Below are 21,168 nucleotides of genomic sequence, written 5' to 3' on the forward strand. Positions count from 1 at the left end.
CCATTCCGCCGCTCATTTCGGCGACTTTTTAATAATAACACCATTGACGGTGGACGTCAATATTTTTTTTAATCACCCTGTCGAAAAAGTGCTTTTCTCAAAGGCGCATTTAATAATTTATCATCAAACAATAAAACAGTCAAGGTTTTTTTGTAATTGTTTTCTCGAAGACATTACTGTTATCGCGGGCCTTTTTTTCATATTAGTTGGTAAAGGTGAATGTCTACTAAGTAAGGAAGTGCCCCTCTTATTGATGCTTTAGCATATTTCTGAATGAACCAGCTTCATCAGGAGCTGCTATTCGTCGGTAAAGGCCAAATACAATTCTATATTTTTCTTTTATTACTTTTCTGACTGTTTCTTCCTCTTTTTCTTCTTCCAAGTCGACTAGCATTTCCTCTAGTTCTTTCTTTAATGCATATTTAAGTTCTTGTGCTTCTTTTTCACTGATAAGTAAGCCAATCATGATAAAGATGCCTTCTTTCTATACTAGAGTTAACACTCATATCTTGTACTTGTCCGCATAAGTATATACTAAGGGATTCGGGGAGGAGGACGGATTGTGCCAAGAAAAGTATGGATCATACGCAGGAAAAGCAATATGTTTTATTTGTTTCTTATTCTCATAATTATTCTTACAGCAGGGGGAATTTCACTCAGTCAATCCTTAAAGCCTGTCTTTTCTACGAAAGAGGGGCCTGCAGCTTTTTACCGGGCGGACATTGATGAAAAGAAAATAGCGGTTACGTTTAATATAAGTTGGGGAGAGGAACGAGCTTTGCCGATACTGGAGACATTACGAGAAAAACAAATAAAGGCAGCCTTTTTTATTTCTGGGGCCTGGGCTGAGCGTCATCCGGATATTGTGGAAGAGATTATGAAAGATGGACATACGATTGGTAATCACGGTTTCCGTTACGAGCATTACCCGCGTTTGGAAGAAAAAGAAATTATTAGGGATTTGAATTTAAGTCATAAAAAAATTAAAGATGTTACACAAGAAGACGTCAAATATTTCCGTCCCCCTCATGGTGATTTTAATAAAGATGTCTTAGAATTAATTAGCCGTTTTGGTTATTCGGTCATCCATTGGAGTGCAGGGGGAAGTGATTTACAAAATCCCGGCGTGGATAACATTGTAAAAAATGTTACGAAAGAGGTAAAGCCTGGAGACGTTCTTCTCCTTCATGCCTCTGATTCGGCTAAACAGACCGGAGAAGCATTACCTGTCATTATTGATAAGCTTCAGGAAGACGGCTATGAATTTGTGGAATTAGAAGAGTTAATTTCACAAGCAGAAGGAAACGTAGAGGACATAGAATAGTTTCTTTAATGGAGACAGCAGCCAGTCCTTAGTGCTTGGCTGCTGTTTCTTTATTTTGCGGCGTGCCAGTCAAGCGGTGAAGCAGGAGCAGCTGCCATGTATTTGCTGCTAAAAGCGGAGCAAGATAAATCCAAAGCCATTTCGTTTCATTTACAGTCTCCACCGTCAACGCGGGGACCCACTCAATAACGGTAACGACAAACATGAAAAACAGCGCAGGAATAAAAGTTTGCCGATTCGTCTCTTTCCGTTTCCAATACGCAATGGCAAGCGAGTATATCAACAGCAAAACCGGCGTGATCATGTACCCCCATAACGTTTCCTCATCAGAAGCGAAAGCGATATATCGCAAGTAAATCAAATCAAATAATACAAACAGCACTAACACCACTTGAACCCCGTTCCACAACCGCACGGAGCGAAATAAACCGAGGGCCAACCGGTGTACAGTCAGATAGGCAAAATAACCCATTTGTGCAATTAAACTTATCGCTGCACAGATACCAAACATCCAGATAGTTCCAAACAGGAAATTGAGAAATCCACGGCTAAAATACGTCTCTGTGTCTAGTGATACGGCGATGATGGTGCCGCATACTGAACCTACTAACAATGTCGAGAAAAATAAATACACAAGCTTTCTAGCATTCAAAGCAAATCGCGCTCCTCACCAAACGTCATAAACCCTACCGTACCGATTTTACCAATCTACACTACAAAAAGCTACACATGCTCATCGTTGTGCATAATTTTTCACGATACCTGCACAATATAATTAAGTAGAAGACGAGACTGGAAAGGAGCTCATTTCCAATTATGCGTTATGTAAAGGTACTTTTCGCCGTTTTATTAAGTATGAGCTTTTTGTTCGGATGCGCTGCCCAAGCGGAGAAGGAAGGGGCATCTAAAGGGGATTACGAAGATACCAAGAAATTGCTGATAGATCTGCTGAAATCCGATGACGGTAAGCAGGCAATTCGGGACATTTTAAGTGATGAGTCAATGAAAGAAAAAATCATCATGGACCAAGCCGTCATAAAAAAAACAATCACCAATACCCTAACATCCGAGAAAGGAAAAAAATTTTGGCAGGAAGTAATGCAAGACCCCGAGTTTACAAAAGCATTTGCAGAGAGCATGCAGAAAGAAAATGAAAAAATGCTTAAGGGACTAATGAAAGATCCAGAATATCAAGCAATGCTCATGGATGTGATGAAAGATCCAGAAATGGAAAAAGCGACATTGGAGTTATTAAAAAGCAAAGAATACCGTCAGCAAGTCATAACCATTATGACAGAGGCTTTTGAGAGTCCACATTTCACAGCCAAAATAAGCAAAGTTTTAGAACAAGTGGCAGAAAAACAAATGAAAAAAGAGGACGACAAACAAAAGCAAGAAGAAGAGTCAAAATCTTAAAAAGGCACGGCAGTTGAACTGCCGTGCCTTATCTGCTTATTTCCCTGTCTTCTTAACAATATGTTCCGTAATACCTGCATATATTTCACCGATCGAATGGTCAGCAGCATATACAGATGGTGCAAAGTCTTCCTTATCGATCTCCGGTTGGCCAAGAGGAACTTGTCCGAGCAAATCTGTCTTCAATTCTTCCGCTAATCGTTCTCCGCCGCCTTCACCAAAAACATATTCTTTCTCACCGGTAATTTTGCTTTCAAAATACGACATATTTTCAACAACGCCTAATATCTCATGGTTTGTTTTAATTGCCATAGCTCCAGCCCGGGCTGCTACAAATGCTGCTGTGGCGTGTGGGGTTGTTACGATTACTTCTTTACATTCAGGGAGCGTGCTATGGATATCCAGCGCTACATCACCCGTCCCAGGAGGCAAGTCCAACAACAAATAGTCAAGTTCTCCCCACTCTACTTCCGAGAAGAAGTTGTTCAGCATTTTGCCGAGCATCGGTCCCCGCCATACAACAGGGGCATTATCTTCAACAAAAAAGCCCATCGAGATTACTTTCACACCAAATCGCTCAACAGGATAAATTTTTTCATCTTTGACGGTTGGGCGCGTTTCGATACCCATCATGTCCGGGATGCTGAATCCATAAATGTCTGCATCGATAATTCCGACTTTTTTACCCATTCTGGCAAGTGAAACAGCAACGTTCACTGTTACCGTTGATTTTCCGACCCCGCCTTTACCGCTTGCTATTGCTATAAATTCTGTATCATTTTCTTCGGAGAGAAGGGATGGCTGCTGTTTCGTTTTCGTGCCTCCGGCTTTTTCAATTTCTTCACTAGTTAATGTATCAAAACGGAGTCCGACAGACTCTGCCCCTGCTTCTTTCACTTCTTTAACTACTTGCTGTTGCAACTGCATTTGTTCCGCAGTACCAGTGCGGGCAAGCGCAATTTTAATGCTGACATTATCTCCGTCTATCTTGAGCTCACGAATACCGCCAGTTTCTACGATATTCTTTTGAAGATCTGGATCTTTTATTTTCTTTAATGTTTCAATCAATTTTTCTTCCGTTACCAATGTGTACACCGTCCTCACGCTACATAATTAATCTTAGTATAGCATACCTTGAAATGGTGTCTTTTTTCAAACGTGAGACCTTCTATTCTGTTTTTTCGTCTGCATAATAACGAAGCAGCCCACGGTATATCGAGAAGGAAATTTTATTTTGGTAATCGTCAGTCTCTAGTTGTGCAGCCTCGTTTGGGTTAGATAAGAACCCTATTTCAACAAGCACCCCGGGAATATCAGCTTGCTCTAAGATAAAAACATCCTTGATTGACTTCGCTTCACGCGTTGTATTTTCAAGGTTGTTACGTAACTCCTCTTGAATTAACTTTGCTGTGATTTCATTTACTGGAACGCGTGGATGGTAAAAAGTTTGTGCCCCGCTCCACTGGGTGGCAGCAATTGCATTAAGATGCAGGCTCACAAACATATCTCCGCCGCTTTCATTAATGATCTCTGCTCTTTTATGCAAATCTTTTGTTTTACGCCTGCTGTATCCTTTTACGTCATCATCCGACAAGTCATAATCCCCTTCTCTTGTCATAAAAACAAGTGCCCCTGCTTCTTGTAAATAATCTCGAAGCTGCAAGCTCACTTTAAGGGCTATATCTTTTTCTAAAATACCACTTTTACTTGTGGCTCCACCATCGACCCCGCCGTGACCTGGGTCCAAAATGATTACTTTTCCTGACAGCGGAACATCCCAGTTCCCCATGGAACCTTCCGTAACATACTTATATTGAATAATGAAGGCGATTACTGCTAATACTGTGAGAAGAATGGCAATTCCAAGCCATTTTTTCATACAGGTCCGCTCCTTTGCTCCCATGCTTGTTCTTCTATTTATATGAAGGAGCGGGCCGAATATTCTCTTATTGTAAGCCGAGTCGTTTTCGTCGGTACCCGGCCTCTAAGCCTTTTTTCCACCAAAAGGTTATATACTCTTCGACAGCACCTTTAATTTCTTCATCGCCTGCTTGTGGTCCTTCTACCCATCCGCTGATGAAGGTGTATAGTTCACTCGCAATACCGCCGATAATAACGACTGCGCGCAGCTTATACCGAAACGGCAAGGAGTTGTTTTCCACGAACTTACTGAACTTTCCTCCCGATAAAAATGCCTCTAAGGCAAGATCCATACAAGCTTCTTCTAAGAAGGAGTACGAAAAATGAAAAGTAGTAAAAACAGGTGTAAATATCTCCTTCGCTGTTAGCTGGATGTCATTTACACTAATCTCGCCGAGCAGTTTTTTTTCTTCTTCCCATTCCCTTTTAATGCGGTGTGGTTCTAAGGCAACAACAACCCCCATCTCTTTTCCCTCCTTCAGTTGTAGTATGTGTGTCTCGTTTCCTGCCATACAGTTGTTGTTTACCAAGTGCGTACAATTGCTTGTGTCATCGAAACTGGGAAAAATTTGAAAGATTCGTTTCTTTCATTTACGGGAAGGATGTAAAACAGAATCAAGATGAAAAGGAGTCGCTGATGAATGGATTGGAATTCTTCTATCCCCCAAGACAAATCATTGGATAACACGTTAAACGTATTACGGGAAGGGTATTATTTCATTCCCCACAGGTGTCGTCATTTACAGTCAGACATTTTTCAAACAAGACTGCTCGGCCAGAAGGTTTTTTGTATGAGTGGGAAGGATGCTGCCGCGTTTTTTTATGACAAAGCTTGGTTCACAAGGAAAAAAGCTGCTCCAAAACGAGTCCAAAAAACCTTATTCGGTGTTAACGGTATTCAAACGATGGATGGATCGGCTCATGAACATCGCAAGCTTCTTTTTATGTCCCTCATGACAGAGGATCGCCTTACGATGCTTGACAATCTTGTTTACGCTCATTGGCAAGCACGTGTTGGTGAGTGGAAGAACAAAAAGGATGTCATTCTTTTTAATGAAGCAGAGCAAGTTTTCTGTCAAGCTGCTTGCGATTGGGCGGGCGTTCCGATTCGAGAAGAAGAACTTCCAGAGCGGGCACGTGATTTCTCCAACATGATTGATGCATTTGGCGCTGTCGGCCCGCGCCACTGGCAAGGACGAATCGCGCGCCAGCGAGCAGAAGCTTGGATTAGAAATGTGATCAACGATATTCGCGACGGGCGATTAGGAACGACCGAAGACTCCGCTCTTTACAAAATGGCTTTTTATCGCGATACAGATGGACATTTCCTTTCTACCCAACAAGCAGCGGTTGAATTAATTAATGTATTAAGACCAATTACCGCGATTGCGACCTTTCTAACATTCAGTGCCTTAGCCCTACATGATCACCCTGAGAGCCGTGAGATGCTTAAAACTGATGACAATGAGGCGTATTACAGGTTTGCTCAAGAAGTGCGCCGCTTTTATCCATTCGGGCCTTTCTTGGGCGCACGCGTACGCAGCGGCTTTATTTGGAATAACCGCACTTTTAAAAAAGGAACATTAGTGCTTCTTGACCTGTACGGAACAAACCACGACCCGCGCCTGTGGGAGCGCCCTAATGAATTTCAGCCAGATCGGTTTAAGGATTGGAACGGCGGCTTATTTGATCTGATTCCACAAGGAGGCGGAGATTACTATACGAATCACCGCTGTCCCGGAGAATGGGCTACCGTAGAAGCAATGAAAGCGAGCCTGCGCTTTTTGGTAAACGACATCCGCTATGACGTTCCTGTTCAGGACCTCCGTTACAGCATGAGCCGAATGCCAACACTTCCGAAAAGCAAGTTTATCATGACGAATGTTCAACCGAAAACGGAATAACAAACCGCCAATTCCTTTCCTCTTGAAGAGCTTTAAAAGTTTTTTAAGTAACAAAAAAGGCTCCTCTTCGATAATCGAAAAGGAGCTTTTTTCACGCCTATTAACGTTTTGAGAACTGTGGTGCACGACGTGCAGATTTGAGTCCATATTTCTTCCGTTCCTTCATCCGTGAATCACGAGTGAGGAAACCAGCTTCTTTAAGCGGCTTACGGAAATCAGGATCCGCTTCTAACAGAGCACGTGCTACACCGTGACGAATGGCGCCTGCCTGTCCGGTAAATCCTCCGCCTTTTACTGTCACTTTCAAATCGTACTGGCTTTCTGTGCCAGTTTCATTTAAAGGTTGCTTGACAACAAGCTTTAATGTTTCCAAGTTAAAGTATTCATCGATATCACGATCGTTAATAGTAATTTTACCGTCGCCAGGTACAACGAAAACACGGGCGACAGAGTTTTTACGACGGCCGGTGCCGTAATATTGAACTTGTTCCAACTTAATTCCCTCCTTCTAAATTAGCCGCGAAGTTCGTACTTCTCAGGCTGTTGTGCTTGATGCTTATGCTCCGGTCCTGCGTATACGTGTAATTTCTTAGCTTGCTGGCGTCCAAGCGGGCCTTTAGGAAGCATCCCTTTAACAGCAAGTTCAATAACTTGCTCTGGCTTTTTCGCAAGCATTTCAGAAGCACGTGTTTCTTTCATACCGCCTGCATAACCGCTGTGACGATAATACATTTTGTCTTGAAGCTTGTTTCCAGTCAGTTTAATTTTCTCAGCATTTACGATAATAACGTTATCACCTGTGTCCAAGTGAGGTGTATATTGAGGCTTATGTTTGCCACGCAGAATAGCAGCTACTTCACTCGATAGACGGCCTAGTGTCTGACCCTCTGCATCGATTTCTAACCATTTACGCTCTATCTCGCTTGGCTTAGCCATGTAGGTTGTACGCATGAGTGTCCCTCCTAATTCATGTATCTTTCCATTGTATCTATCTTTTTCATTACATTCACAATTTACGTTCATCATTTCCGTTCCCGGGGCTAGTGGGACGTGAAATGCCAAGTAATATCATATAACAGCACGGGAAGGATGTCAATAAAAAGTACACTTCCGTATGTATCAAGTTTTTCTCTCAATGGTTATGAGGACAATACTTTCAACACTTTGCTTTTACACATCTACACGACTTCCAATCGCTCTGGGCGGACGCTGACAGTGCCCTCTGTCATTCATTATAGACAACTTCCCATAAGTAAAGTCCGTGTCCGGGTGCAGTTTTCCCGGCAGCTGCTCTTTTTCGTGCTCCGATAATTTCCGGGATCGCCTCTGCGCTTTTTACACCTTTCCCTACCTCCAGTAAAGTTCCTACCATAATCCGAACCATATTATATAAAAAGCCATCCCCGCGAAAGATAAAATGTATTTCATCCTCTATTTCAAGAATCTCCGCCTTGTAGACGGTCCGCACCATATCTTTCACATCTGTCCCCGCAGCGCAAAAGGAAGAAAAGTCATGCGTTCCGACAATAAAACGGACTGCTTTTTTCATCTCTTCTATCTGGAGAGGATAGGGGTAAAAAAAAGTATGCCTGCGGCGGAAGATATCCTTCTGCTTAGCATGCAGCACTCGGTAACGGTACTCTTTTTCAACCGCATCAAAACGGGCGTGAAAGTCTTCATCGACATAAGCGGCTGCAGTAATCTGTACATCTTCCGGTAAATGGCTGTTCAGTGCTTTTGGCCACTTTTCCTCAGGAATGGTTAACCCCGTATCAAAGTGGAAGACTTGAGCCAGAGCATGAACAGAGGAATCCGTTCGTCCCGATGCTGTTACAGACGAAGGGCCTCCTTTATGAACTTTTGTTAGCGCCTTCTCCACTTCATCCTGTACTGTCCGTTTACCAGGCTGCTTCTGCCATCCTGAAAAATCAGTACCGTCATAACTGACGATCGCTTTGACTCGATGCACTCTTACTCCCCCTATCCTTGAAAGATAACCATCGCGATCCCAAATATTACGATTACGATACACGCGGCGCTGTCCTTAGCCTGCCACGTTAATTGCCTGAATTTTGTGCGTCCCCTGCCCCCGTCATAACCCCGCGCCTCCATTGCAATAGCAAGATCCTCAGCTCGCTTAAAGGCTCGTACAAACAATGGAACCAATAAAGAAACGAAGGCCTGAGCCCTGGCTGTTAATGACCCTTTTCCAAAATCGGCACCACGTGCGGTTTGGGCCTTGATAATTTTCTCGGTCTCCTGAAGAAGCGTTGGAATAAAACGAATGGCAATCGACATCATCAGCGCGATTTCATGAGCGGGAACACCCAGCCGTTTTAAAGGAGTCAGGATTCGTTCCAACGCATCCGTCAAATCGACCGGGCTCGTTGTTAAAGTTAAAAGCGATGTCACAAACACTAGTAAGAGCAGCCTCAGTGAAATAAATACCCCTTTTTCAAGCCCGCCAGTGTAAATAGTTAAAACACCAACTGAGACAAGAATATCTCCTTCTTGAGTGAAAAACGCGTGCAGAAGAAAACTGAAGACAACAAATATCAAGATCGGATACATCCCTTTTCGGATGTAACGAAAAGGAACTCCTGCCAGGAAAAAAAGCCCGCATGCTCCTATGACTGCAAGCCCGTATCCTTTCCACGTATGAACTAGGAAAAGAACAATGATTAAGAGAAAAACAGCAGCAAGCTTGGCTCTGGCATCCATTCGGTGTAAAAACGACTGGCCTGGGAGATACTGGCCGATAATAATATGCTTAAACATCATGGCAGCCCTCTCTGCTTTGGCGTCGCTTCCAATTCATCGGCTGCTCTCTCTGCCGGCAAGAAACAATTCGTAAAGGTCACGGAAACAGCTGTGCTTAGGAATTTTAGTATCTTCACTCTGTCCGGCACATCCAGATTCAGCGCCGAAAGCTCCTTATCTCGTGTGAAAATGTCCTCGGTAATTCCTTCTAACACAATCTCCCCCGCTTCCATAACCCGTATATCATCCGCAAGTTCAGCAGCTTCTTCCATATTGTGCGTAATCAATATCATCGTTCTTTTTGTCTGCTGCTGCCAAACTTTTAATAATGTTACGATCTCTTTCTTACCCTGAGGATCAAGTCCTGCCGTTGGTTCATCCAAGATTAACACTTCCGGATCCATCGCAAGAATACCTGCAAGCGCCACTCTTCGCATTTGTCCACCGCTTAATTCAAACGGAGAACGGGAGAGAAACGTATCGTTAAGTCCCACGCGCTTGAGCAATTCGGGTAATTTTCTTTTTGTTTCTGCCTCCGGAAAACCAGCATTTCTTGGTCCAAATAATAAATCCTTTTCTACCGTTTCTTCAAATAGTTGATGTTCCGGGTATTGGAAGACCATCCCAACCTGTTGGCGAAGCTCTTTTAATGTTTTGCTTTTCGTTTTAGGAGTTATTTCGCGATTGCCTATTATTATCTTCCCCGCCGCAGGGCGGAGAAGACCATTAATGTGTTGGACAAGTGTGGATTTACCGGATCCTGTCTGTCCAATAACCGCGGTAACTTTACCCCCTTCAAAAACAGTGGATACCTTTTTTAAAGCCTGTTTCTCAAAAGGAGTTTTAGTCATATAGGAGTGACTGACACGCTCAAAAACTACTTTCATAGTGCGAGGCCCTTCCGTATGTATTTTTCCACAACAGTTGCATGCTTACTGTCTCTCGAACGAAGTATCTCGAGTAAGGCAAATTCATAAGGAAGTGGGACATCCTTTTCTTCCAGCCACGAAAGCTGGTGTAATAATTGATCTGCCGGAATATCTTGGATAAGCTTGCCTTTTTCCAGATACAAAATGCGGTCCGCTAAGAACGCTTCACGGAGATCATGAGTAATGGACACAATGGTAATTCCCTCTTCTCTGTTAAGCCCTTGAACAGTGGCGAGCACTTCTTTCCGTCCATTCGGATCCAGCATCGAGGTAGCTTCATCTAATAGGAGAAGCTTGGGTTGTAAAACGAGCGCCCCAGCAATAGCAGCGCGCTGCTTTTGTCCCCCTGACAGACGGTGAGGCTCCGCATCTAAAAAAGATTCTACTCCTGTTTGCCATGCCACCTGGTTGATTCGAGCGATCATTGTTTCCCGGTCTATCCCTGCATTTTCCATACCAAATGCGAGATCGTCTCTTACTGTAGGCGCTACAAATTGATGATCCGGATTTTGAAAAACCATCCCGGCACTTCTGCGGATAATCTGCCGCCCTTCCTCACTGCTAGTAATATTCCCGTCCACCCAGACAGTCCCTTTTTCCGGAAGAAGCAGACCATTTAACAAACGTGCTAATGTAGATTTCCCTGAACCATTTGGTCCGAGGACCGAAACCCATTCCGCCTGTTGAATAGCAACGTTTATTTCTTGGAGTATCCATTGGTCCATCTCATTATAACGAAAAGAGACATCCTCAAGTGAAACAATCCTCATTTTCTCACCTGCCTTCAGCAAAGCACGTTAAACGTTAACAACCCTATTATAGTGAGTTTACAAAAACAACACAACAAGAAAAAAAGGGCTCAGACGTCTGCCCTGTATCGGGTATAGTCCTGCCCTTTGGTGAGAATATAAGGTAAAGCCTCAACGTGCAACATAAAATAGAAGCACTGCAGGCTTACACGAATTCGATAATAGCCATTTCTGAAGCATCCCCGCGGCGCGGCCCCAACTTCAGAACTCGTGTGTAACCGCCTTGACGATCTTCATAGCGAGGTGCAATATCATCAAACAACTTTTGAACCGCGTCTTGACCGTTTTCTTCATCCGCTGTTTCTTTGCGGATAAACTGAGCAGCCTGGCGTCGGGCATGCAAATCACCGCGTTTTCCTAACGTGACCATTTTCTCCACGACGGAGCGCAGCTCTTTAGCTTTTGCTTCAGTCGTTTCGATGCGTTCATTGATGATAAGGTCTGTGGCAAGGTCACGAAACAACGCTTTACGTGCGGAGCTATCGCGTCCTAGCTTTGCATATGCAGACATGTATACTCCCCTCCTTCTTCACAAAACTACTAAAAGTTTATTCTTCTTTGCGGAGACCAAGATCAAGCTCAGCCAGTTTCTCTTGTACTTCTTCGAGCGACTTACGGCCCAAGTTCCGCACTTTCATCATATCTTCTTCTGATTTTTGAGTGAGCTCTTGCACCGTATTAATACCAGCACGTTTCAAGCAATTATACGAGCGCACGGAGAGATCCAGTTCTTCAATGGTCATCTCTAGAACTTTCTCTTTCTGGTCCTCTTCTTTTTCAACCATGATCTCTGCTTTTTGTGCCTGGTCAGTAAGCCCAACAAAAATATTCAGATGTTCGTTCATAATCTTAGCACCTAGTGACACAGCTTCCTCCGGCCGAATACTCCCATCTGTCCATACATCCAGTGTCAACCTGTCATAGTTGGTAATTTGGCCGACACGTGTGTTTTCGACTTGAAAGTTCACACGCGATACAGGTGTATAAATAGAATCAACAGGAAGCACTCCAATCGGCAGGTCATCACTGTTATTGCCCTCAGCAGGCACATAACCACGTCCACGCTTTGCTGTTAAGCGCATGTGGAGGTTAGCCCCTTTATTCAGAGTGGCAATGTGCAGATCCGGATTAAGGATATCCACGTCACTATCGTGCGTAATATCTTTAGCGGTAACTACACCTTCACCTTGTGCATCAATCTCAAGAACTTTCTCTTCATCGGAGTAAATCTTAAGGGCTAATTTTTTCAAGCTCAAAACGATGGTTGTCACATCTTCTACTACACCTTCAATAGTTGAGAATTCATGGAGTACACCATCGATTTGAACAGTCGTCACAGCTGCTCCTGGAAGGGAGGATAAAAGGATACGACGCAAGGAGTTGCCTAAAGTGGTTCCATATCCGCGTTCGAGCGGTTCTACGACAAACTTGCCGTACTTCACGTCCTCGCTTAACTCAACCGTTTCGATATTGGGCTTTTCGATTTCGATCATTCTACAGTATACCCTCCTTGAAAACGTCCAAATCCCGTGAGCGGAACTCTTTCCGCATAGCAGGAAATTTGCATTGGCAGTTCCCGACACATTACCAATCCTTACTCGTCAACAATGCGTAAGGGGGTTCCGTCCACATGCATAGCCTTACCCATTATTGACATTTCAGGAAAAACTATACACCTGCGGGTTAAACTCTGCGACGTTTTGGCGGACGGCAGCCGTTATGAGGCACCGGGGTCACATCGCGGATAACGCTGACTTCAAGTCCAGCAGCCTGCAAGGAACGTATAGCTGCTTCACGGCCGGCTCCTGGTCCTTTAACAGCAACTTCGACTGTTTTCAAACCATGCTCCATACCCGCTTTAGCGGCTGTTTCTGCTGCCATTTGTGCTGCAAAAGGTGTCGATTTACGGGAACCTTTAAAGCCCAGTCCACCTGCACTTGCCCAAGATAGAGCATTTCCTTGTGTGTCTGTAATGGTTACAATTGTGTTATTAAATGTGGAACGAATGTGTGCCACACCTGACTCTATATTCTTACGCTGACGGCGTTTACGAGTAGTTGTTTTGCCTTTAGTTTTAGCCATGGATCACTAACCTCCTTTACGATTATTTTTTCTTGTTCGCCACTGTCCGGCGCGGACCTTTTCGGGTACGAGAATTATTTTTCGTGTTTTGACCTCTTACTGGCAGACCACGACGGTGACGGATGCCACGGTAACTGCCGATCTCAATCAAACGCTTAATGTTTAAAGACTTTTCACGGCGAAGATCGCCTTCTACTGTATAATTGCCTACTACAGTACGGATTCTTCCAAGTTCCTCTTCAGTCAAATCACGAACACGAGTATTTTCATTGACATCTGCCTCCTGAAGAATCTCAAGAGCGCGAGATTTACCGATCCCGAAAATATAAGTTAGGGAAATCGCAATGCGCTTGTCACGAGGGACGTCCACTCCTGCTATACGTGCCATTTATCGAGCACCTCCTTCTATTTTATCCTTGTCTTTGCTTGTGTTTAGGGTTAGAACAAATAACCATTACCGCACCTTTGCGGCGAATGACCTTACATTTTTCACACATTGGTTTGACAGATGGTCTTACCTTCATGTCCATTTACCTCCTTAACTGCACGGAGTACATGCGAGAGTACGTAATACGGACTAATGACAAAATCTTAGACTCCAGTTTATTTATAGCGGTACGTAATACGCCCGCGTGATAAGTCATAAGGCGAAATTTCAACCGTCACTTTATCTCCTGGAAGGATTCGAATAAAGTGCATGCGAATCTTCCCAGAGACGTGAGCTAAAATCTTATGCCCATTTTCGAGTTCAACACGAAACATCGCATTGGGAAGTGGCTCAAGAACGGTGCCTTCCATTTCAATAACATCATCTTTGGCCATGGATTTACTCTCCTTCCATCAGTAATTCTGGCTGCTCTCGCGAAAAAGAGAGCAGAGCATGCCTGATTTTCGCATTGGTAACACGTCCGGTTTCTTCAATACTGCGCTTAACCTCATCTGAAACGCAAGAAAAAAGCACTGTATGGCTGACGTTCTTTTTTTTAGCGTTATCAAACTTGCGCCTTTCTCCATCGGCAAGCAGCACAAAACGCTGATCAATGATTCCAATGATCACCGCAAGATTACCGGCTTCCCGTCCGCGCTTCACAAGGACAATCTGGCCGATTTCCGGCGCCGATTCAGGATCAATCATCTTGTATCCCCTTTATTCAGACCACCGTTAATATTTCATAGCCTGTATTGGTTATTGCAATGGTATGCTCAAAGTGAGCGCAATTTTTACCGTCAGTCGTTACAACCGTCCATTTATCTGAGAGGGTATGAACGAAGCGCTCCCCATAGTTAACCATTGGCTCTATCGCCAATACCATCCCCGGCTTCAAGCGCGGACCTTTTCCTGGAGGACCGAAATGAGGGATTTGCGGGTCTTCATGTAATTCTTGACCGACACCGTGTCCTACATACTCACGAACAATAGAAAACCCGTGCGGTTCGACATACGTCTGAATAGCATGCGAAATATCGGATAAACGTCCTTTTGGCTTAGCCTCTTTCAATCCTTTGTACAAAGATTCTTCCGTGACATCCAACAGGCGTTGATCTTCCTTCGCAATGTTTCCGACAGGGTATGTCCATGCCGAATCACCGTGATACCCGTTGTAATAAGCACCGATATCTATGGAAATGATATCGCCCTCTTTTAACACACGGTCCCCCGGAATTCCATGTACCAATTCCTCATTTACTGACGCACAGACACTGCCAGTAAATCCATTATAGCCTTTAAATGATGGAGTTGCCCCGAATTGGCGAATCGTTTTATCTGCGATATCATTTAACATCATTGTTGTAACCCCTGGTTGGATATGAGGTTGCAGCGCTTGATGTGTTTTTGCCACAATTCTTCCTGCTTCCCGCATTATCTCGAGTTCGCGATCCGTTTTACAAATAATCATGCATGAAGTCCTTTCAGCAGTTCATCAATATCCTGGAACACAACATTTATGTCCTGATCCCCATTAATATTACGAAGATAACCTTTTTCTTCATAAAAATCAATAAGGGGTTGCTGTTGCGCAATATTTACGTCTAAGCGTTTTTTAACTGTCTCTGGCTTGTCGTCGTCTCGTTGAATGAGCTTGCTTCCGTCAACATCACAGATTCCTTCTTGTTTAGGAGGATTGTAAATGACATGGTAGGTTCTTCCTGTTACCGGGGAAACACGCCGGCCGGTAAGACGCTCCTCAAGTTTTTTTCGCGGAACATCAATATTGAGTACATAATCAAGCGTCTTGCCCAAAGTGGAAAGAATATTCTCCAATGCTTGAGCTTGCGCAACTGTTCGTGGAAACCCATCAAGAAGAAAACCTTGTTTACAATCATCCTTGGCTAGCCGTTCCTTTACGATACCTATCGTCACTTCATCGGGTACTAGTTCTCCTGCATCCATAAACGACTTTGCTTGTTTGCCAAGCTCTGTTTGCTCTTTGATGGCTGCACGGAACATGTCCCCGGTAGAAATGTGCGGAACATTGTATTTTTTTACAATCTCTGCAGCTTGTGTGCCTTTTCCGGCACCAGGAAGCCCCATTAATATCAAATTCATGATATCTCCTCCATCGCTCCGATTTCAGCTAAGAAGGGTAATGCTTTTGCCTGTCTTATGCAATACCTCATTTTATAAACCCTTTATAGCTTCGTTTAATTAACTGGCTTTCAATCTGCTTCATCGTATCCAGAGCAACGCCGACAACAATCAAGAGACCAGTTCCGCCAATCTGAATCGTCTGAGGCAGCCCCATCTGAGTGGTAAAGAACACTGGAATGATCGAAATAACAGTAAGAAACAATGCCCCAACAAACGTTAAACGATACAATATTCTCCGAATGTACGTCTCGGTATTTTTCCCTGGACGAATCCCCGGAATATAACCGCCTTGTTTCTTGAGATTATCTGCCATCTGTTCGGGGTTAACTTGGACGAACGTATAAAAATAAGTGAACCCAATGATCAAAGCAGCGTATACAATTACACCGACTGGCTGTGTGTAATCAAAGTTTTGGATAATCCAGCGCGCAACAGGCTGATCTTCTCCAATGAACCCGGCGACCGTTGGCGGGAATATAAACAATGATAAAGCGAAGATAACCGGGATAACCCCTGCAGAGTTAACTTTCAAAGGTAAGTGTGTTGATTGCCCTCCTACAGGACTTCGGCCTACAAGACGCTTTGCATACTGAATCGGAACTTTCCGAAGTGCTTGCTGGACAAAGATTACCCCTATAATAATAGCAAGTACTGCGACTGCAAGTAAAAGGATAGTCACAATCCCCATGAAAAGCTGATCCGCATCTTCAATTTGAGTAGCATATATTTGGTTAATACCGTTTGGAATTCCTGCTGCGATCCCGGCAAATATAAGAATCGAGATTCCGTTACCGACACCGTTGACTGTAATCTGTTCCCCAAGCCACATGAGAAAAGAAGTACCGGCTGTCAGTACGAGGGCGATAAATATATATTTTGGAATACTAGGATCAGGAATTAATCCTGGAAATAAATTATTAAAACCAATGGACATCCCTAATCCTTGAACAAAAGCAAGAATGACGGTGAAATAACGTGTGAACTGTGCCAGTTTACGACGCCCCGCCTCTCCTTGCTTAGCCCATTCTGTAAATTTAGGAACGACATCCATTCGCAGCAATTGTACAACGATCGAAGCTGTGATGTAAGGCATGACCCCCATCGCAAAAATGGAGTAGTTTGAAAGCGCTCCTCCTCCGAACGTGTTCAAAAATCCAAACGCGTTAGCCTGGTCCTGAAAATTCAGGACGTCCCGGTTAGAGCCGGGAATCGGAATAAAGCTTCCGATCCGAAACACAACTAACATCATGAGAGTGAAAAAGATCTTGTTTCTTAAGTCACTCACGCGAAAAATGTTGAGGATAGAGCGGAACATTAGATCACCTCTGTTTTTCCTCCAGCCGCTTCAATCGCTTGTACTGCGGAACGAGAGAACTTGTTCGCTTTCACGGTGAGTTCTTTATCAAGATTCCCATTGCCTAAAACTTTCACGCCGTCTTTACGTTTGCTGATGACGCCTTCTTTTAAAAGAAGTTCTGGAGTTACTTCCACGCCTGCGTCAAAACGATTCAACGTTTCCACGTTTACAATCGCAAACTCTTTGCGGTTAATATTAGTGAAGCCCCGTTTTGGCAATCTCTTGTATATAGGGTTTTGACCACCTTCAAAACCTGGTCGAACACCGCCGCCAGAACGAGATTTCTGCCCTTTTTGTCCACGACCGGATGTTTTACCGTTCCCAGAAGCAGGTCCGCGTCCGACACGGTTACGCTCCTTAACGGATCCTTTGGCAGGCTTTAATTCATGGAGTTTCATGGTGCCACCTCCTATCTTATAAATGTGTCATTATGCATCTAATTCTTTAACAGTTAACAAGTGTGATACTTTGTTGATCATGCCGCGAACAGCGGGTGTATCTTCTTGAACGACGCTGTGGTTTACTTTGCGAAGACCCAGTGTTCTCACAGTGACACGTTGATCTTCTGGACGGCCTATAAGACTACGTCTGAGGGTAATTTCAACTTTGTTTGCCATCTCGTATCCCTCCTTATCCTAACAATTCTTCAACGCTCTTACCGCGTAACTTAGCGACCTCTTCGGCGGTTTTCAGATCTGTAAGCCCTTGAAGAGTAGCGCGAATCATGTTAATTGGGTTGTTGGAACCGTGAGATTTAGAGAGAATATCATTAATTCCTGAAAGCTCGAGTACCGCACGAACAGGGCCGCCAGCGATAACTCCAGTACCCTCTGCAGCCGGCTTCAATAACACTCTTCCAGCTCCATAGCGACCAACAATTTCATGAGGAATTGATGTTCCGACTCTTGGTACTTCCACCATGTTTTTCTTCCCGTTCTCTACTGCTTTACGGATCGCTTCTGGAACTTCCAATGCCTTTCCAATACCGAGTCCGACATGGCCGTTATGATCCCCTACTACTACAATAGCTGCAAAGCGGAAGCGACGTCCGCCTTTTACTACTTTTGCCACACGATTGATAGCTACTACTCTTTCTTCTACATCAAGCTTGCTAGCATCGATTGGTTGCATTCTTTTCCCTCCTTACACTTAAAATTTCAGGCCGTTTTCACGTGCTGCGTCAGCTAACGCCTTTATTCTTCCGTGATACAAGAAACCTCCGCGGTCAAACACAACGGACTCATGGCCTTTTTCAGATGCACGCTTTGCCAGCAGTTCACCGACTTTTGCTGCCGCCTCTATGTTTCCGCCATGCTGAATGTCCATGTCTTTTTCCGTTGTAGAGGCAGATGCAATAGTTTCACCTTTTACGTCGTCAATTAATTGTGCGTATGTGTGCTTGTTTGAACGGAATACACACAAACGTGGACGCTCCGGCGTTCCTACTACACTTCGGCGAATACTTAAATGGCGTTTTTTACGTTTCGCATATTTAGTAGCCTTTGTGGTCATGAAACGCTCCTCCTTTCGTAACCGAACCTCTTGTTGCTTTATTTACCGGTCTTACCTACTTTGCGGCGCACATATTCATTTTCATAACGAATTCCTTTGCCTTTATACGGCTCAGGGGTGCGTACAGCGCGAATGTTGGATGCGAGTGCACCGACTAGTTCTTTGTTTATCCCTTTTACCACTACTTTGGTATTGGAAGGAACATCTATTTCAAGACCATTTTCCGGTTCAAACTCCACTGGATGAGAGTAACCGACGTTCAGTACCAATTTATTACCGGTCTTTGAAGCACGGTAACCTACACCGACTAGTTCAAGTGTCTTTTCAAAACCTTTTGTAACACCTTCCACCATGTTAAAAACAACACTTCTTGTTGTACCGTGAAGGGAACGGTGTTCTTTATGGTCAGATGGTCTTTCAAAAGTGATTTCACTTTCACCAATGTTTACCTTGATGGCTGGGTGAAGATCTCTTTGCAGCTCACCTTTAGGTCCTTTAACTGTAACAGTTGTACCGTCCATTGTTACAGTAACATCTTTTGGAATTTCAATAGGTTTTAAACCAATACGAGACATTTATTTGCACCTCCATTCTTGCACGTTTCTTACCAGATATAGGCGAGTACTTCGCCGCCAACTTGCTGTTTACGTGCTTCTTTATCTGTCATAACACCCTTTGATGTTGAGATAACAGCAATACCGAGTCCGCCTAGTACTCGTGGCAGTTCATCAGCTCGCGCGTAAACACGCAAACCTGGCTTGCTGATACGTTTCAAACCAGTAATGACACGTTCATTATCAACACCGTACTTAAGGAAAATACGGATAATGCCTTGTTTATTATCATCAATACTTTCTACGTCACGAATAAAGCCTTCTTTTTTAAGAATTTCTGCTAATTCTTTTTTAAGATTAGAAGCAGGAAGTTCTAGTTTCTCATGACGAACAGTATTTGCGTTCCGAATACGAGTCAGCATATCTGCAATTGGATCAGTCACGACCATGTTGATTTACCTCCTTCCCTAACTCAGGGTTACCAGCTGGCTTTTTTAACGCCTGGAATTTGTCCTTTATGTGCAAGTTCACGGAAACAAATCCGGCAAAGTTTAAATTTACGGATTACGGAATGAGGACGCCCGCAACGTTCACAACGAGTATACTCACGCACTTTAAATTTTTGAGGACGTTGCTGTTTGGCGATCATTGATTTTTTTGCCAAGGTCTGTATTCCCTCCTTGTAAATCTATTTGATTTATTTTTGAAACGGCATTCCCATTTGAGCAAGCATTTCACGGGCTTCTTCGTCATTATCTGCTGTAGTCACAATAACAATATCCATGCCGCGTACTTTATCAACTTTGTCATAATCGATTTCCGGAAAAATCAATTGTTCTTTTACACCCAGTGTATAATTTCCCCGGCCGTCGAAAGCTTTGTTCGATACTCCGCGAAAGTCACGGACACGCGGAAGAGAGACGTGAATTAATTTTTCCAGAAAATCGTACATGCGCTCTCCACGGAGGGTTACTTTCGCTCCGATCGGCATACCTTCTCTAAGTTTAAAGCCGGCAATCGATTTCTTCGCTTTTGTGATAAGCGGCTTCTGTCCGCTTATTGCAGCCAATTCTTCTACTGCTTTGTCCAGGGCTTTCGGGTTCTGAACGGCATCGCCCACGCCCATATTGATCACTACTTTTTCAAGCTTAGGTACCCCCATCACTGAGGAGTATCCAAATTTGCTGTGTAGATGAGGAACAATGTCGCTTTTATATTTCTCTTTCAATGCGTTCATTCTGTTTGCCTCCTTTCCTCATATGCCTTATTTATCAAGGGGTTCGCCAGACTTTTTAGCGATACGAACTTTTTTCCCGTTTTCTACTTTAAAACCTACACGAGTAGGCTCGCCGCTCTTCGGATCAAGAGGCATAACGTTAGAAACGTGAACCGGAGCCTCGATATTAAGAATACCGCCTTGTGGATTTTCTTGAGAAGGTTTGGCATGTTTCTTCACGATATTTACACCTTCCACCAACACACGTTGCTGGCTAGGATAGGCTCGCAAAATAACGCCTTCTTTCCCTTTATCTTTTCCGGTAATAACCTTTACTTTATCGCCCGTCTTTACATGAAGTTTAGGTTGAGACATAATGGCACCTCCTTACATTACCGTTTTGTTATTAAAGCACTTCTGGAGCAAGCGAAACGATTTTCATGTATTGGCCTTCACGCAGCTCTCTCGCTACTGGTCCGAAAATACGAGTGCCTCGTGGGCTTTTATCGTCTCGAATAATAACAGCAGCATTCTCGTCAAAACGGATGTAGGAACCGTCCGGGCGACGGGAGCCACTTTTAGAACGAACGATAACGGCTCTGACAACCTCACCCTTCTTAACAACGCCACCTGGTGTTGCCTCTTTCACAGAACAGACGATTGTATCGCCGATATTTGCAGACTTTTTGCCTGAGCCACCGAGAACTTTGATGCATTGTACTTCACGGGCACCGGAGTTATCTGCGACCTTCAGCCGGCTTTCTTGTTGGATCATAGTGATTGCGACCTCCCTTC

The 21,168-nt window shown here is 43.9% G+C and carries 34 protein-coding genes; 3 read left to right on the forward strand and 31 right to left on the reverse strand.

Features of this window, described 5'->3' with window-relative positions:
- Nucleotides 1-247 precede the first annotated feature (247 nt).
- Nucleotides 248-466, reverse strand: a complete 219-nt coding sequence (locus LOR49_RS15120) for a hypothetical protein (RefSeq protein ID WP_240377741.1) — start codon at nucleotides 464-466, stop codon at nucleotides 248-250.
- Nucleotides 467-562: 96 nt separating this feature from the next.
- Between LOR49_RS15120 and pdaB the strand changes: the two genes are divergently transcribed.
- Entirely contained in the window at nucleotides 563-1,324 is a 762-nt protein-coding gene (gene pdaB / locus LOR49_RS15125) for a polysaccharide deacetylase family sporulation protein PdaB (RefSeq protein WP_240377744.1), read from the forward strand.
- 28 nt (nucleotides 1,325-1,352) lie between these two features.
- Here pdaB and LOR49_RS15130 read toward each other — a convergent pair whose 3' ends face one another.
- A complete protein-coding gene (locus LOR49_RS15130) occupies nucleotides 1,353-1,976 on the reverse strand; it encodes a KinB-signaling pathway activation protein (protein WP_240377746.1) in 624 nt (207 codons plus the stop codon).
- Between the two features lie 164 nt (nucleotides 1,977-2,140).
- Between LOR49_RS15130 and gerD the strand changes: the two genes are divergently transcribed.
- Complete coding sequence (gene gerD / locus LOR49_RS15135; RefSeq protein ID WP_240377747.1) at nucleotides 2,141-2,740, forward strand: spore germination lipoprotein GerD; 600 nt, start codon at nucleotides 2,141-2,143, stop codon at nucleotides 2,738-2,740.
- Between the two features lie 36 nt (nucleotides 2,741-2,776).
- Here gerD and LOR49_RS15140 read toward each other — a convergent pair whose 3' ends face one another.
- The 3 genes from LOR49_RS15140 to LOR49_RS15150 all read right to left on the reverse strand — a co-directional run bounded on the left by LOR49_RS15140 (nucleotide 2,777) and on the right by LOR49_RS15150 (nucleotide 5,124).
- Nucleotides 2,777-3,826: an Mrp/NBP35 family ATP-binding protein gene (locus LOR49_RS15140; RefSeq protein ID WP_240377749.1), complete on the reverse strand. Its 1,050-nt coding sequence runs from the start codon at nucleotides 3,824-3,826 to the stop codon at nucleotides 2,777-2,779.
- Nucleotides 3,827-3,908: 82 nt separating this feature from the next.
- Entirely contained in the window at nucleotides 3,909-4,619 is a 711-nt protein-coding gene (gene cwlD, locus LOR49_RS15145; RefSeq protein ID WP_240377750.1) for an N-acetylmuramoyl-L-alanine amidase CwlD, read from the reverse strand.
- Nucleotides 4,620-4,686: 67 nt separating this feature from the next.
- A complete protein-coding gene (locus LOR49_RS15150) occupies nucleotides 4,687-5,124 on the reverse strand; it encodes a DUF2521 family protein (RefSeq protein ID WP_240377753.1) in 438 nt (145 codons plus the stop codon).
- 177 nt (nucleotides 5,125-5,301) lie between these two features.
- Here LOR49_RS15150 and LOR49_RS15155 point away from each other — a divergent pair, with 177 nt between their 5' ends.
- Entirely contained in the window at nucleotides 5,302-6,564 is a 1,263-nt protein-coding gene (locus LOR49_RS15155; protein ID WP_240377755.1) for a CYP152 family fatty-acid peroxygenase CypC, read from the forward strand.
- 100 nt (nucleotides 6,565-6,664) lie between these two features.
- Here the strand turns inward: LOR49_RS15155 and rpsI are convergent, their stop codons facing one another.
- The 26 genes from rpsI to rplN form a co-directional block, all read right to left on the reverse strand.
- Entirely contained in the window at nucleotides 6,665-7,057 is a 393-nt protein-coding gene (rpsI, locus tag LOR49_RS15160) for a 30S ribosomal protein S9 (RefSeq protein ID WP_240377757.1), read from the reverse strand.
- Nucleotides 7,058-7,077: 20 nt separating this feature from the next.
- A complete protein-coding gene (gene rplM, locus LOR49_RS15165; protein ID WP_240377759.1) occupies nucleotides 7,078-7,515 on the reverse strand; it encodes a 50S ribosomal protein L13 in 438 nt (145 codons plus the stop codon).
- A 274-nt stretch (nucleotides 7,516-7,789) separates the two neighbouring features.
- Nucleotides 7,790-8,533, reverse strand: a complete 744-nt coding sequence (truA, locus tag LOR49_RS15170) for a tRNA pseudouridine(38-40) synthase TruA (RefSeq protein WP_240377761.1) — start codon at nucleotides 8,531-8,533, stop codon at nucleotides 7,790-7,792.
- An 11-nt stretch (nucleotides 8,534-8,544) separates the two neighbouring features.
- Complete coding sequence (locus LOR49_RS15175; protein WP_240377857.1) at nucleotides 8,545-9,342, reverse strand: energy-coupling factor transporter transmembrane component T family protein; 798 nt, start codon at nucleotides 9,340-9,342, stop codon at nucleotides 8,545-8,547.
- Nucleotides 9,342-10,211, reverse strand: coding sequence for an energy-coupling factor transporter ATPase (locus tag LOR49_RS15180; RefSeq protein WP_240377762.1), 870 nt, complete (start codon nucleotides 10,209-10,211; stop codon nucleotides 9,342-9,344). The genes LOR49_RS15175 and LOR49_RS15180 overlap by 1 nt, the downstream gene beginning before the upstream one ends.
- Nucleotides 10,208-11,023: an energy-coupling factor transporter ATPase gene (locus tag LOR49_RS15185; protein WP_240377764.1), complete on the reverse strand. Its 816-nt coding sequence runs from the start codon at nucleotides 11,021-11,023 to the stop codon at nucleotides 10,208-10,210. Before LOR49_RS15185 ends, LOR49_RS15180 begins: the two co-directional genes overlap by 4 nt.
- 184 nt (nucleotides 11,024-11,207) lie before the next feature.
- Nucleotides 11,208-11,573 carry a 50S ribosomal protein L17 gene (gene rplQ, locus LOR49_RS15190; RefSeq protein WP_240377766.1) on the reverse strand — a complete coding sequence of 122 codons (366 nt, stop codon included), beginning with the start codon at nucleotides 11,571-11,573 and terminating at the stop codon, nucleotides 11,208-11,210.
- Nucleotides 11,574-11,610: 37 nt separating this feature from the next.
- Complete coding sequence (locus tag LOR49_RS15195) at nucleotides 11,611-12,555, reverse strand: DNA-directed RNA polymerase subunit alpha (RefSeq protein ID WP_240377768.1); 945 nt, start codon at nucleotides 12,553-12,555, stop codon at nucleotides 11,611-11,613.
- 190 nt (nucleotides 12,556-12,745) lie between these two features.
- Nucleotides 12,746-13,144 (reverse strand): 30S ribosomal protein S11, encoded by a 399-nt coding sequence (gene rpsK, locus LOR49_RS15200; protein ID WP_240377770.1) that lies wholly within the window; start codon nucleotides 13,142-13,144, stop codon nucleotides 12,746-12,748.
- 22 nt (nucleotides 13,145-13,166) lie between these two features.
- A complete protein-coding gene (rpsM, locus tag LOR49_RS15205) occupies nucleotides 13,167-13,532 on the reverse strand; it encodes a 30S ribosomal protein S13 (protein WP_240377772.1) in 366 nt (121 codons plus the stop codon).
- A gap of 22 nt (nucleotides 13,533-13,554) precedes the next feature.
- Nucleotides 13,555-13,668 (reverse strand): 50S ribosomal protein L36, encoded by a 114-nt coding sequence (gene rpmJ, locus LOR49_RS15210; protein ID WP_240377774.1) that lies wholly within the window; start codon nucleotides 13,666-13,668, stop codon nucleotides 13,555-13,557.
- Nucleotides 13,669-13,747: 79 nt separating this feature from the next.
- Entirely contained in the window at nucleotides 13,748-13,966 is a 219-nt protein-coding gene (gene infA / locus LOR49_RS15215; RefSeq protein WP_091663629.1) for a translation initiation factor IF-1, read from the reverse strand.
- A gap of 4 nt (nucleotides 13,967-13,970) precedes the next feature.
- Complete coding sequence (locus LOR49_RS15220) at nucleotides 13,971-14,279, reverse strand: KOW domain-containing RNA-binding protein (protein WP_240377776.1); 309 nt, start codon at nucleotides 14,277-14,279, stop codon at nucleotides 13,971-13,973.
- 16 nt (nucleotides 14,280-14,295) lie between these two features.
- Nucleotides 14,296-15,042: a type I methionyl aminopeptidase gene (map, locus tag LOR49_RS15225; RefSeq protein WP_240377778.1), complete on the reverse strand. Its 747-nt coding sequence runs from the start codon at nucleotides 15,040-15,042 to the stop codon at nucleotides 14,296-14,298.
- On the reverse strand, nucleotides 15,039-15,692 hold the full coding sequence (locus LOR49_RS15230) for an adenylate kinase (protein WP_240377780.1): 654 nt from the start codon (nucleotides 15,690-15,692) through the stop codon (nucleotides 15,039-15,041). The genes map and LOR49_RS15230 overlap by 4 nt, the downstream gene beginning before the upstream one ends.
- 67 nt (nucleotides 15,693-15,759) lie before the next feature.
- Nucleotides 15,760-17,049 carry a preprotein translocase subunit SecY gene (secY, locus tag LOR49_RS15235; protein ID WP_240377782.1) on the reverse strand — a complete coding sequence of 430 codons (1,290 nt, stop codon included), beginning with the start codon at nucleotides 17,047-17,049 and terminating at the stop codon, nucleotides 15,760-15,762.
- Nucleotides 17,049-17,489, reverse strand: coding sequence for a 50S ribosomal protein L15 (gene rplO / locus LOR49_RS15240; protein WP_240377784.1), 441 nt, complete (start codon nucleotides 17,487-17,489; stop codon nucleotides 17,049-17,051). Before rplO ends, secY begins: the two co-directional genes overlap by 1 nt.
- 30 nt (nucleotides 17,490-17,519) lie before the next feature.
- Nucleotides 17,520-17,708 (reverse strand): 50S ribosomal protein L30, encoded by a 189-nt coding sequence (rpmD, locus tag LOR49_RS15245; protein ID WP_240377786.1) that lies wholly within the window; start codon nucleotides 17,706-17,708, stop codon nucleotides 17,520-17,522.
- Nucleotides 17,709-17,721: 13 nt separating this feature from the next.
- On the reverse strand, nucleotides 17,722-18,222 hold the full coding sequence (rpsE, locus tag LOR49_RS15250; RefSeq protein ID WP_240377789.1) for a 30S ribosomal protein S5: 501 nt from the start codon (nucleotides 18,220-18,222) through the stop codon (nucleotides 17,722-17,724).
- Between the two features lie 18 nt (nucleotides 18,223-18,240).
- Nucleotides 18,241-18,603: a 50S ribosomal protein L18 gene (rplR, locus tag LOR49_RS15255; protein ID WP_240377791.1), complete on the reverse strand. Its 363-nt coding sequence runs from the start codon at nucleotides 18,601-18,603 to the stop codon at nucleotides 18,241-18,243.
- A gap of 38 nt (nucleotides 18,604-18,641) precedes the next feature.
- Nucleotides 18,642-19,178: a 50S ribosomal protein L6 gene (rplF, locus tag LOR49_RS15260; RefSeq protein ID WP_240377793.1), complete on the reverse strand. Its 537-nt coding sequence runs from the start codon at nucleotides 19,176-19,178 to the stop codon at nucleotides 18,642-18,644.
- A gap of 29 nt (nucleotides 19,179-19,207) precedes the next feature.
- Nucleotides 19,208-19,606 carry a 30S ribosomal protein S8 gene (rpsH, locus tag LOR49_RS15265; RefSeq protein WP_240377795.1) on the reverse strand — a complete coding sequence of 133 codons (399 nt, stop codon included), beginning with the start codon at nucleotides 19,604-19,606 and terminating at the stop codon, nucleotides 19,208-19,210.
- A 29-nt stretch (nucleotides 19,607-19,635) separates the two neighbouring features.
- Entirely contained in the window at nucleotides 19,636-19,821 is a 186-nt protein-coding gene (locus tag LOR49_RS15270; RefSeq protein WP_240377797.1) for a type Z 30S ribosomal protein S14, read from the reverse strand.
- 33 nt (nucleotides 19,822-19,854) lie between these two features.
- Complete coding sequence (gene rplE, locus LOR49_RS15275; protein WP_240377799.1) at nucleotides 19,855-20,394, reverse strand: 50S ribosomal protein L5; 540 nt, start codon at nucleotides 20,392-20,394, stop codon at nucleotides 19,855-19,857.
- Nucleotides 20,395-20,421: 27 nt separating this feature from the next.
- Entirely contained in the window at nucleotides 20,422-20,748 is a 327-nt protein-coding gene (gene rplX / locus LOR49_RS15280) for a 50S ribosomal protein L24 (protein ID WP_240377801.1), read from the reverse strand.
- A 31-nt stretch (nucleotides 20,749-20,779) separates the two neighbouring features.
- The gene (rplN, locus tag LOR49_RS15285) at nucleotides 20,780-21,148 is read right to left on the reverse strand and encodes a 50S ribosomal protein L14 (RefSeq protein WP_240377803.1); all 369 of its coding nucleotides are present in this window, start codon (nucleotides 21,146-21,148) and stop codon (nucleotides 20,780-20,782) included.
- Nucleotides 21,149-21,168 lie beyond the last annotated feature (20 nt).

The sequence above is a fragment of the Bacillus piscicola genome, assembly GCF_022458745.1.
Taxonomy (GTDB): domain Bacteria; phylum Bacillota; class Bacilli; order Bacillales; family Marinococcaceae; genus Alteribacillus_A; species Alteribacillus_A piscicola.

Excerpts from the sequence above, each read along its gene's own strand:
- LOR49_RS15120 (WP_240377741.1), bottom strand. The coding sequence starts at position 466 with ATGATTGGCTTACTTATCAGTGAAAAAGAAGCACAAGAACTTAAATAT.
- gerD (WP_240377747.1), top strand. The coding sequence starts at position 2,141 with ATGCGTTATGTAAAGGTACTTTTCGCCGTTTTATTAAGTATGAGCTTT.
- cwlD (WP_240377750.1), bottom strand. The coding sequence starts at position 4,619 with ATGAAAAAATGGCTTGGAATTGCCATTCTTCTCACAGTATTAGCAGTA.
- LOR49_RS15150 (WP_240377753.1), bottom strand. The coding sequence starts at position 5,124 with ATGGGGGTTGTTGTTGCCTTAGAACCACACCGCATTAAAAGGGAATGG.
- LOR49_RS15155 (WP_240377755.1), top strand. The coding sequence starts at position 5,302 with ATGGATTGGAATTCTTCTATCCCCCAAGACAAATCATTGGATAACACG.
- rplM (WP_240377759.1), bottom strand. The coding sequence starts at position 7,515 with ATGCGTACAACCTACATGGCTAAGCCAAGCGAGATAGAGCGTAAATGG.
- LOR49_RS15175 (WP_240377857.1), bottom strand. The coding sequence starts at position 9,342 with ATGTTTAAGCATATTATTATCGGCCAGTATCTCCCAGGCCAGTCGTTT.
- LOR49_RS15180 (WP_240377762.1), bottom strand. The coding sequence starts at position 10,211 with ATGAAAGTAGTTTTTGAGCGTGTCAGTCACTCCTATATGACTAAAACT.
- LOR49_RS15185 (WP_240377764.1), bottom strand. The coding sequence starts at position 11,023 with ATGAGGATTGTTTCACTTGAGGATGTCTCTTTTCGTTATAATGAGATG.
- rplQ (WP_240377766.1), bottom strand. The coding sequence starts at position 11,573 with ATGTCTGCATATGCAAAGCTAGGACGCGATAGCTCCGCACGTAAAGCG.
- LOR49_RS15195 (WP_240377768.1), bottom strand. The coding sequence starts at position 12,555 with ATGATCGAAATCGAAAAGCCCAATATCGAAACGGTTGAGTTAAGCGAG.
- rpsK (WP_240377770.1), bottom strand. The coding sequence starts at position 13,144 with ATGGCTAAAACTAAAGGCAAAACAACTACTCGTAAACGCCGTCAGCGT.
- rpsM (WP_240377772.1), bottom strand. The coding sequence starts at position 13,532 with ATGGCACGTATAGCAGGAGTGGACGTCCCTCGTGACAAGCGCATTGCG.
- rpmJ (WP_240377774.1), bottom strand. The coding sequence starts at position 13,668 with ATGAAGGTAAGACCATCTGTCAAACCAATGTGTGAAAAATGTAAGGTC.
- infA (WP_091663629.1), bottom strand. The coding sequence starts at position 13,966 with ATGGCCAAAGATGATGTTATTGAAATGGAAGGCACCGTTCTTGAGCCA.
- LOR49_RS15220 (WP_240377776.1), bottom strand. The coding sequence starts at position 14,279 with ATGATTGATCCTGAATCGGCGCCGGAAATCGGCCAGATTGTCCTTGTG.
- map (WP_240377778.1), bottom strand. The coding sequence starts at position 15,042 with ATGATTATTTGTAAAACGGATCGCGAACTCGAGATAATGCGGGAAGCA.
- LOR49_RS15230 (WP_240377780.1), bottom strand. The coding sequence starts at position 15,692 with ATGAATTTGATATTAATGGGGCTTCCTGGTGCCGGAAAAGGCACACAA.
- secY (WP_240377782.1), bottom strand. The coding sequence starts at position 17,049 with ATGTTCCGCTCTATCCTCAACATTTTTCGCGTGAGTGACTTAAGAAAC.
- rplO (WP_240377784.1), bottom strand. The coding sequence starts at position 17,489 with ATGAAACTCCATGAATTAAAGCCTGCCAAAGGATCCGTTAAGGAGCGT.
- rpmD (WP_240377786.1), bottom strand. The coding sequence starts at position 17,708 with ATGGCAAACAAAGTTGAAATTACCCTCAGACGTAGTCTTATAGGCCGT.
- rpsE (WP_240377789.1), bottom strand. The coding sequence starts at position 18,222 with ATGCAACCAATCGATGCTAGCAAGCTTGATGTAGAAGAAAGAGTAGTA.
- rplR (WP_240377791.1), bottom strand. The coding sequence starts at position 18,603 with ATGACCACAAAGGCTACTAAATATGCGAAACGTAAAAAACGCCATTTA.
- rplF (WP_240377793.1), bottom strand. The coding sequence starts at position 19,178 with ATGTCTCGTATTGGTTTAAAACCTATTGAAATTCCAAAAGATGTTACT.
- rpsH (WP_240377795.1), bottom strand. The coding sequence starts at position 19,606 with ATGGTCGTGACTGATCCAATTGCAGATATGCTGACTCGTATTCGGAAC.
- rplE (WP_240377799.1), bottom strand. The coding sequence starts at position 20,394 with ATGAACGCATTGAAAGAGAAATATAAAAGCGACATTGTTCCTCATCTA.
- rplX (WP_240377801.1), bottom strand. The coding sequence starts at position 20,748 with ATGTCTCAACCTAAACTTCATGTAAAGACGGGCGATAAAGTAAAGGTT.
- rplN (WP_240377803.1), bottom strand. The coding sequence starts at position 21,148 with ATGATCCAACAAGAAAGCCGGCTGAAGGTCGCAGATAACTCCGGTGCC.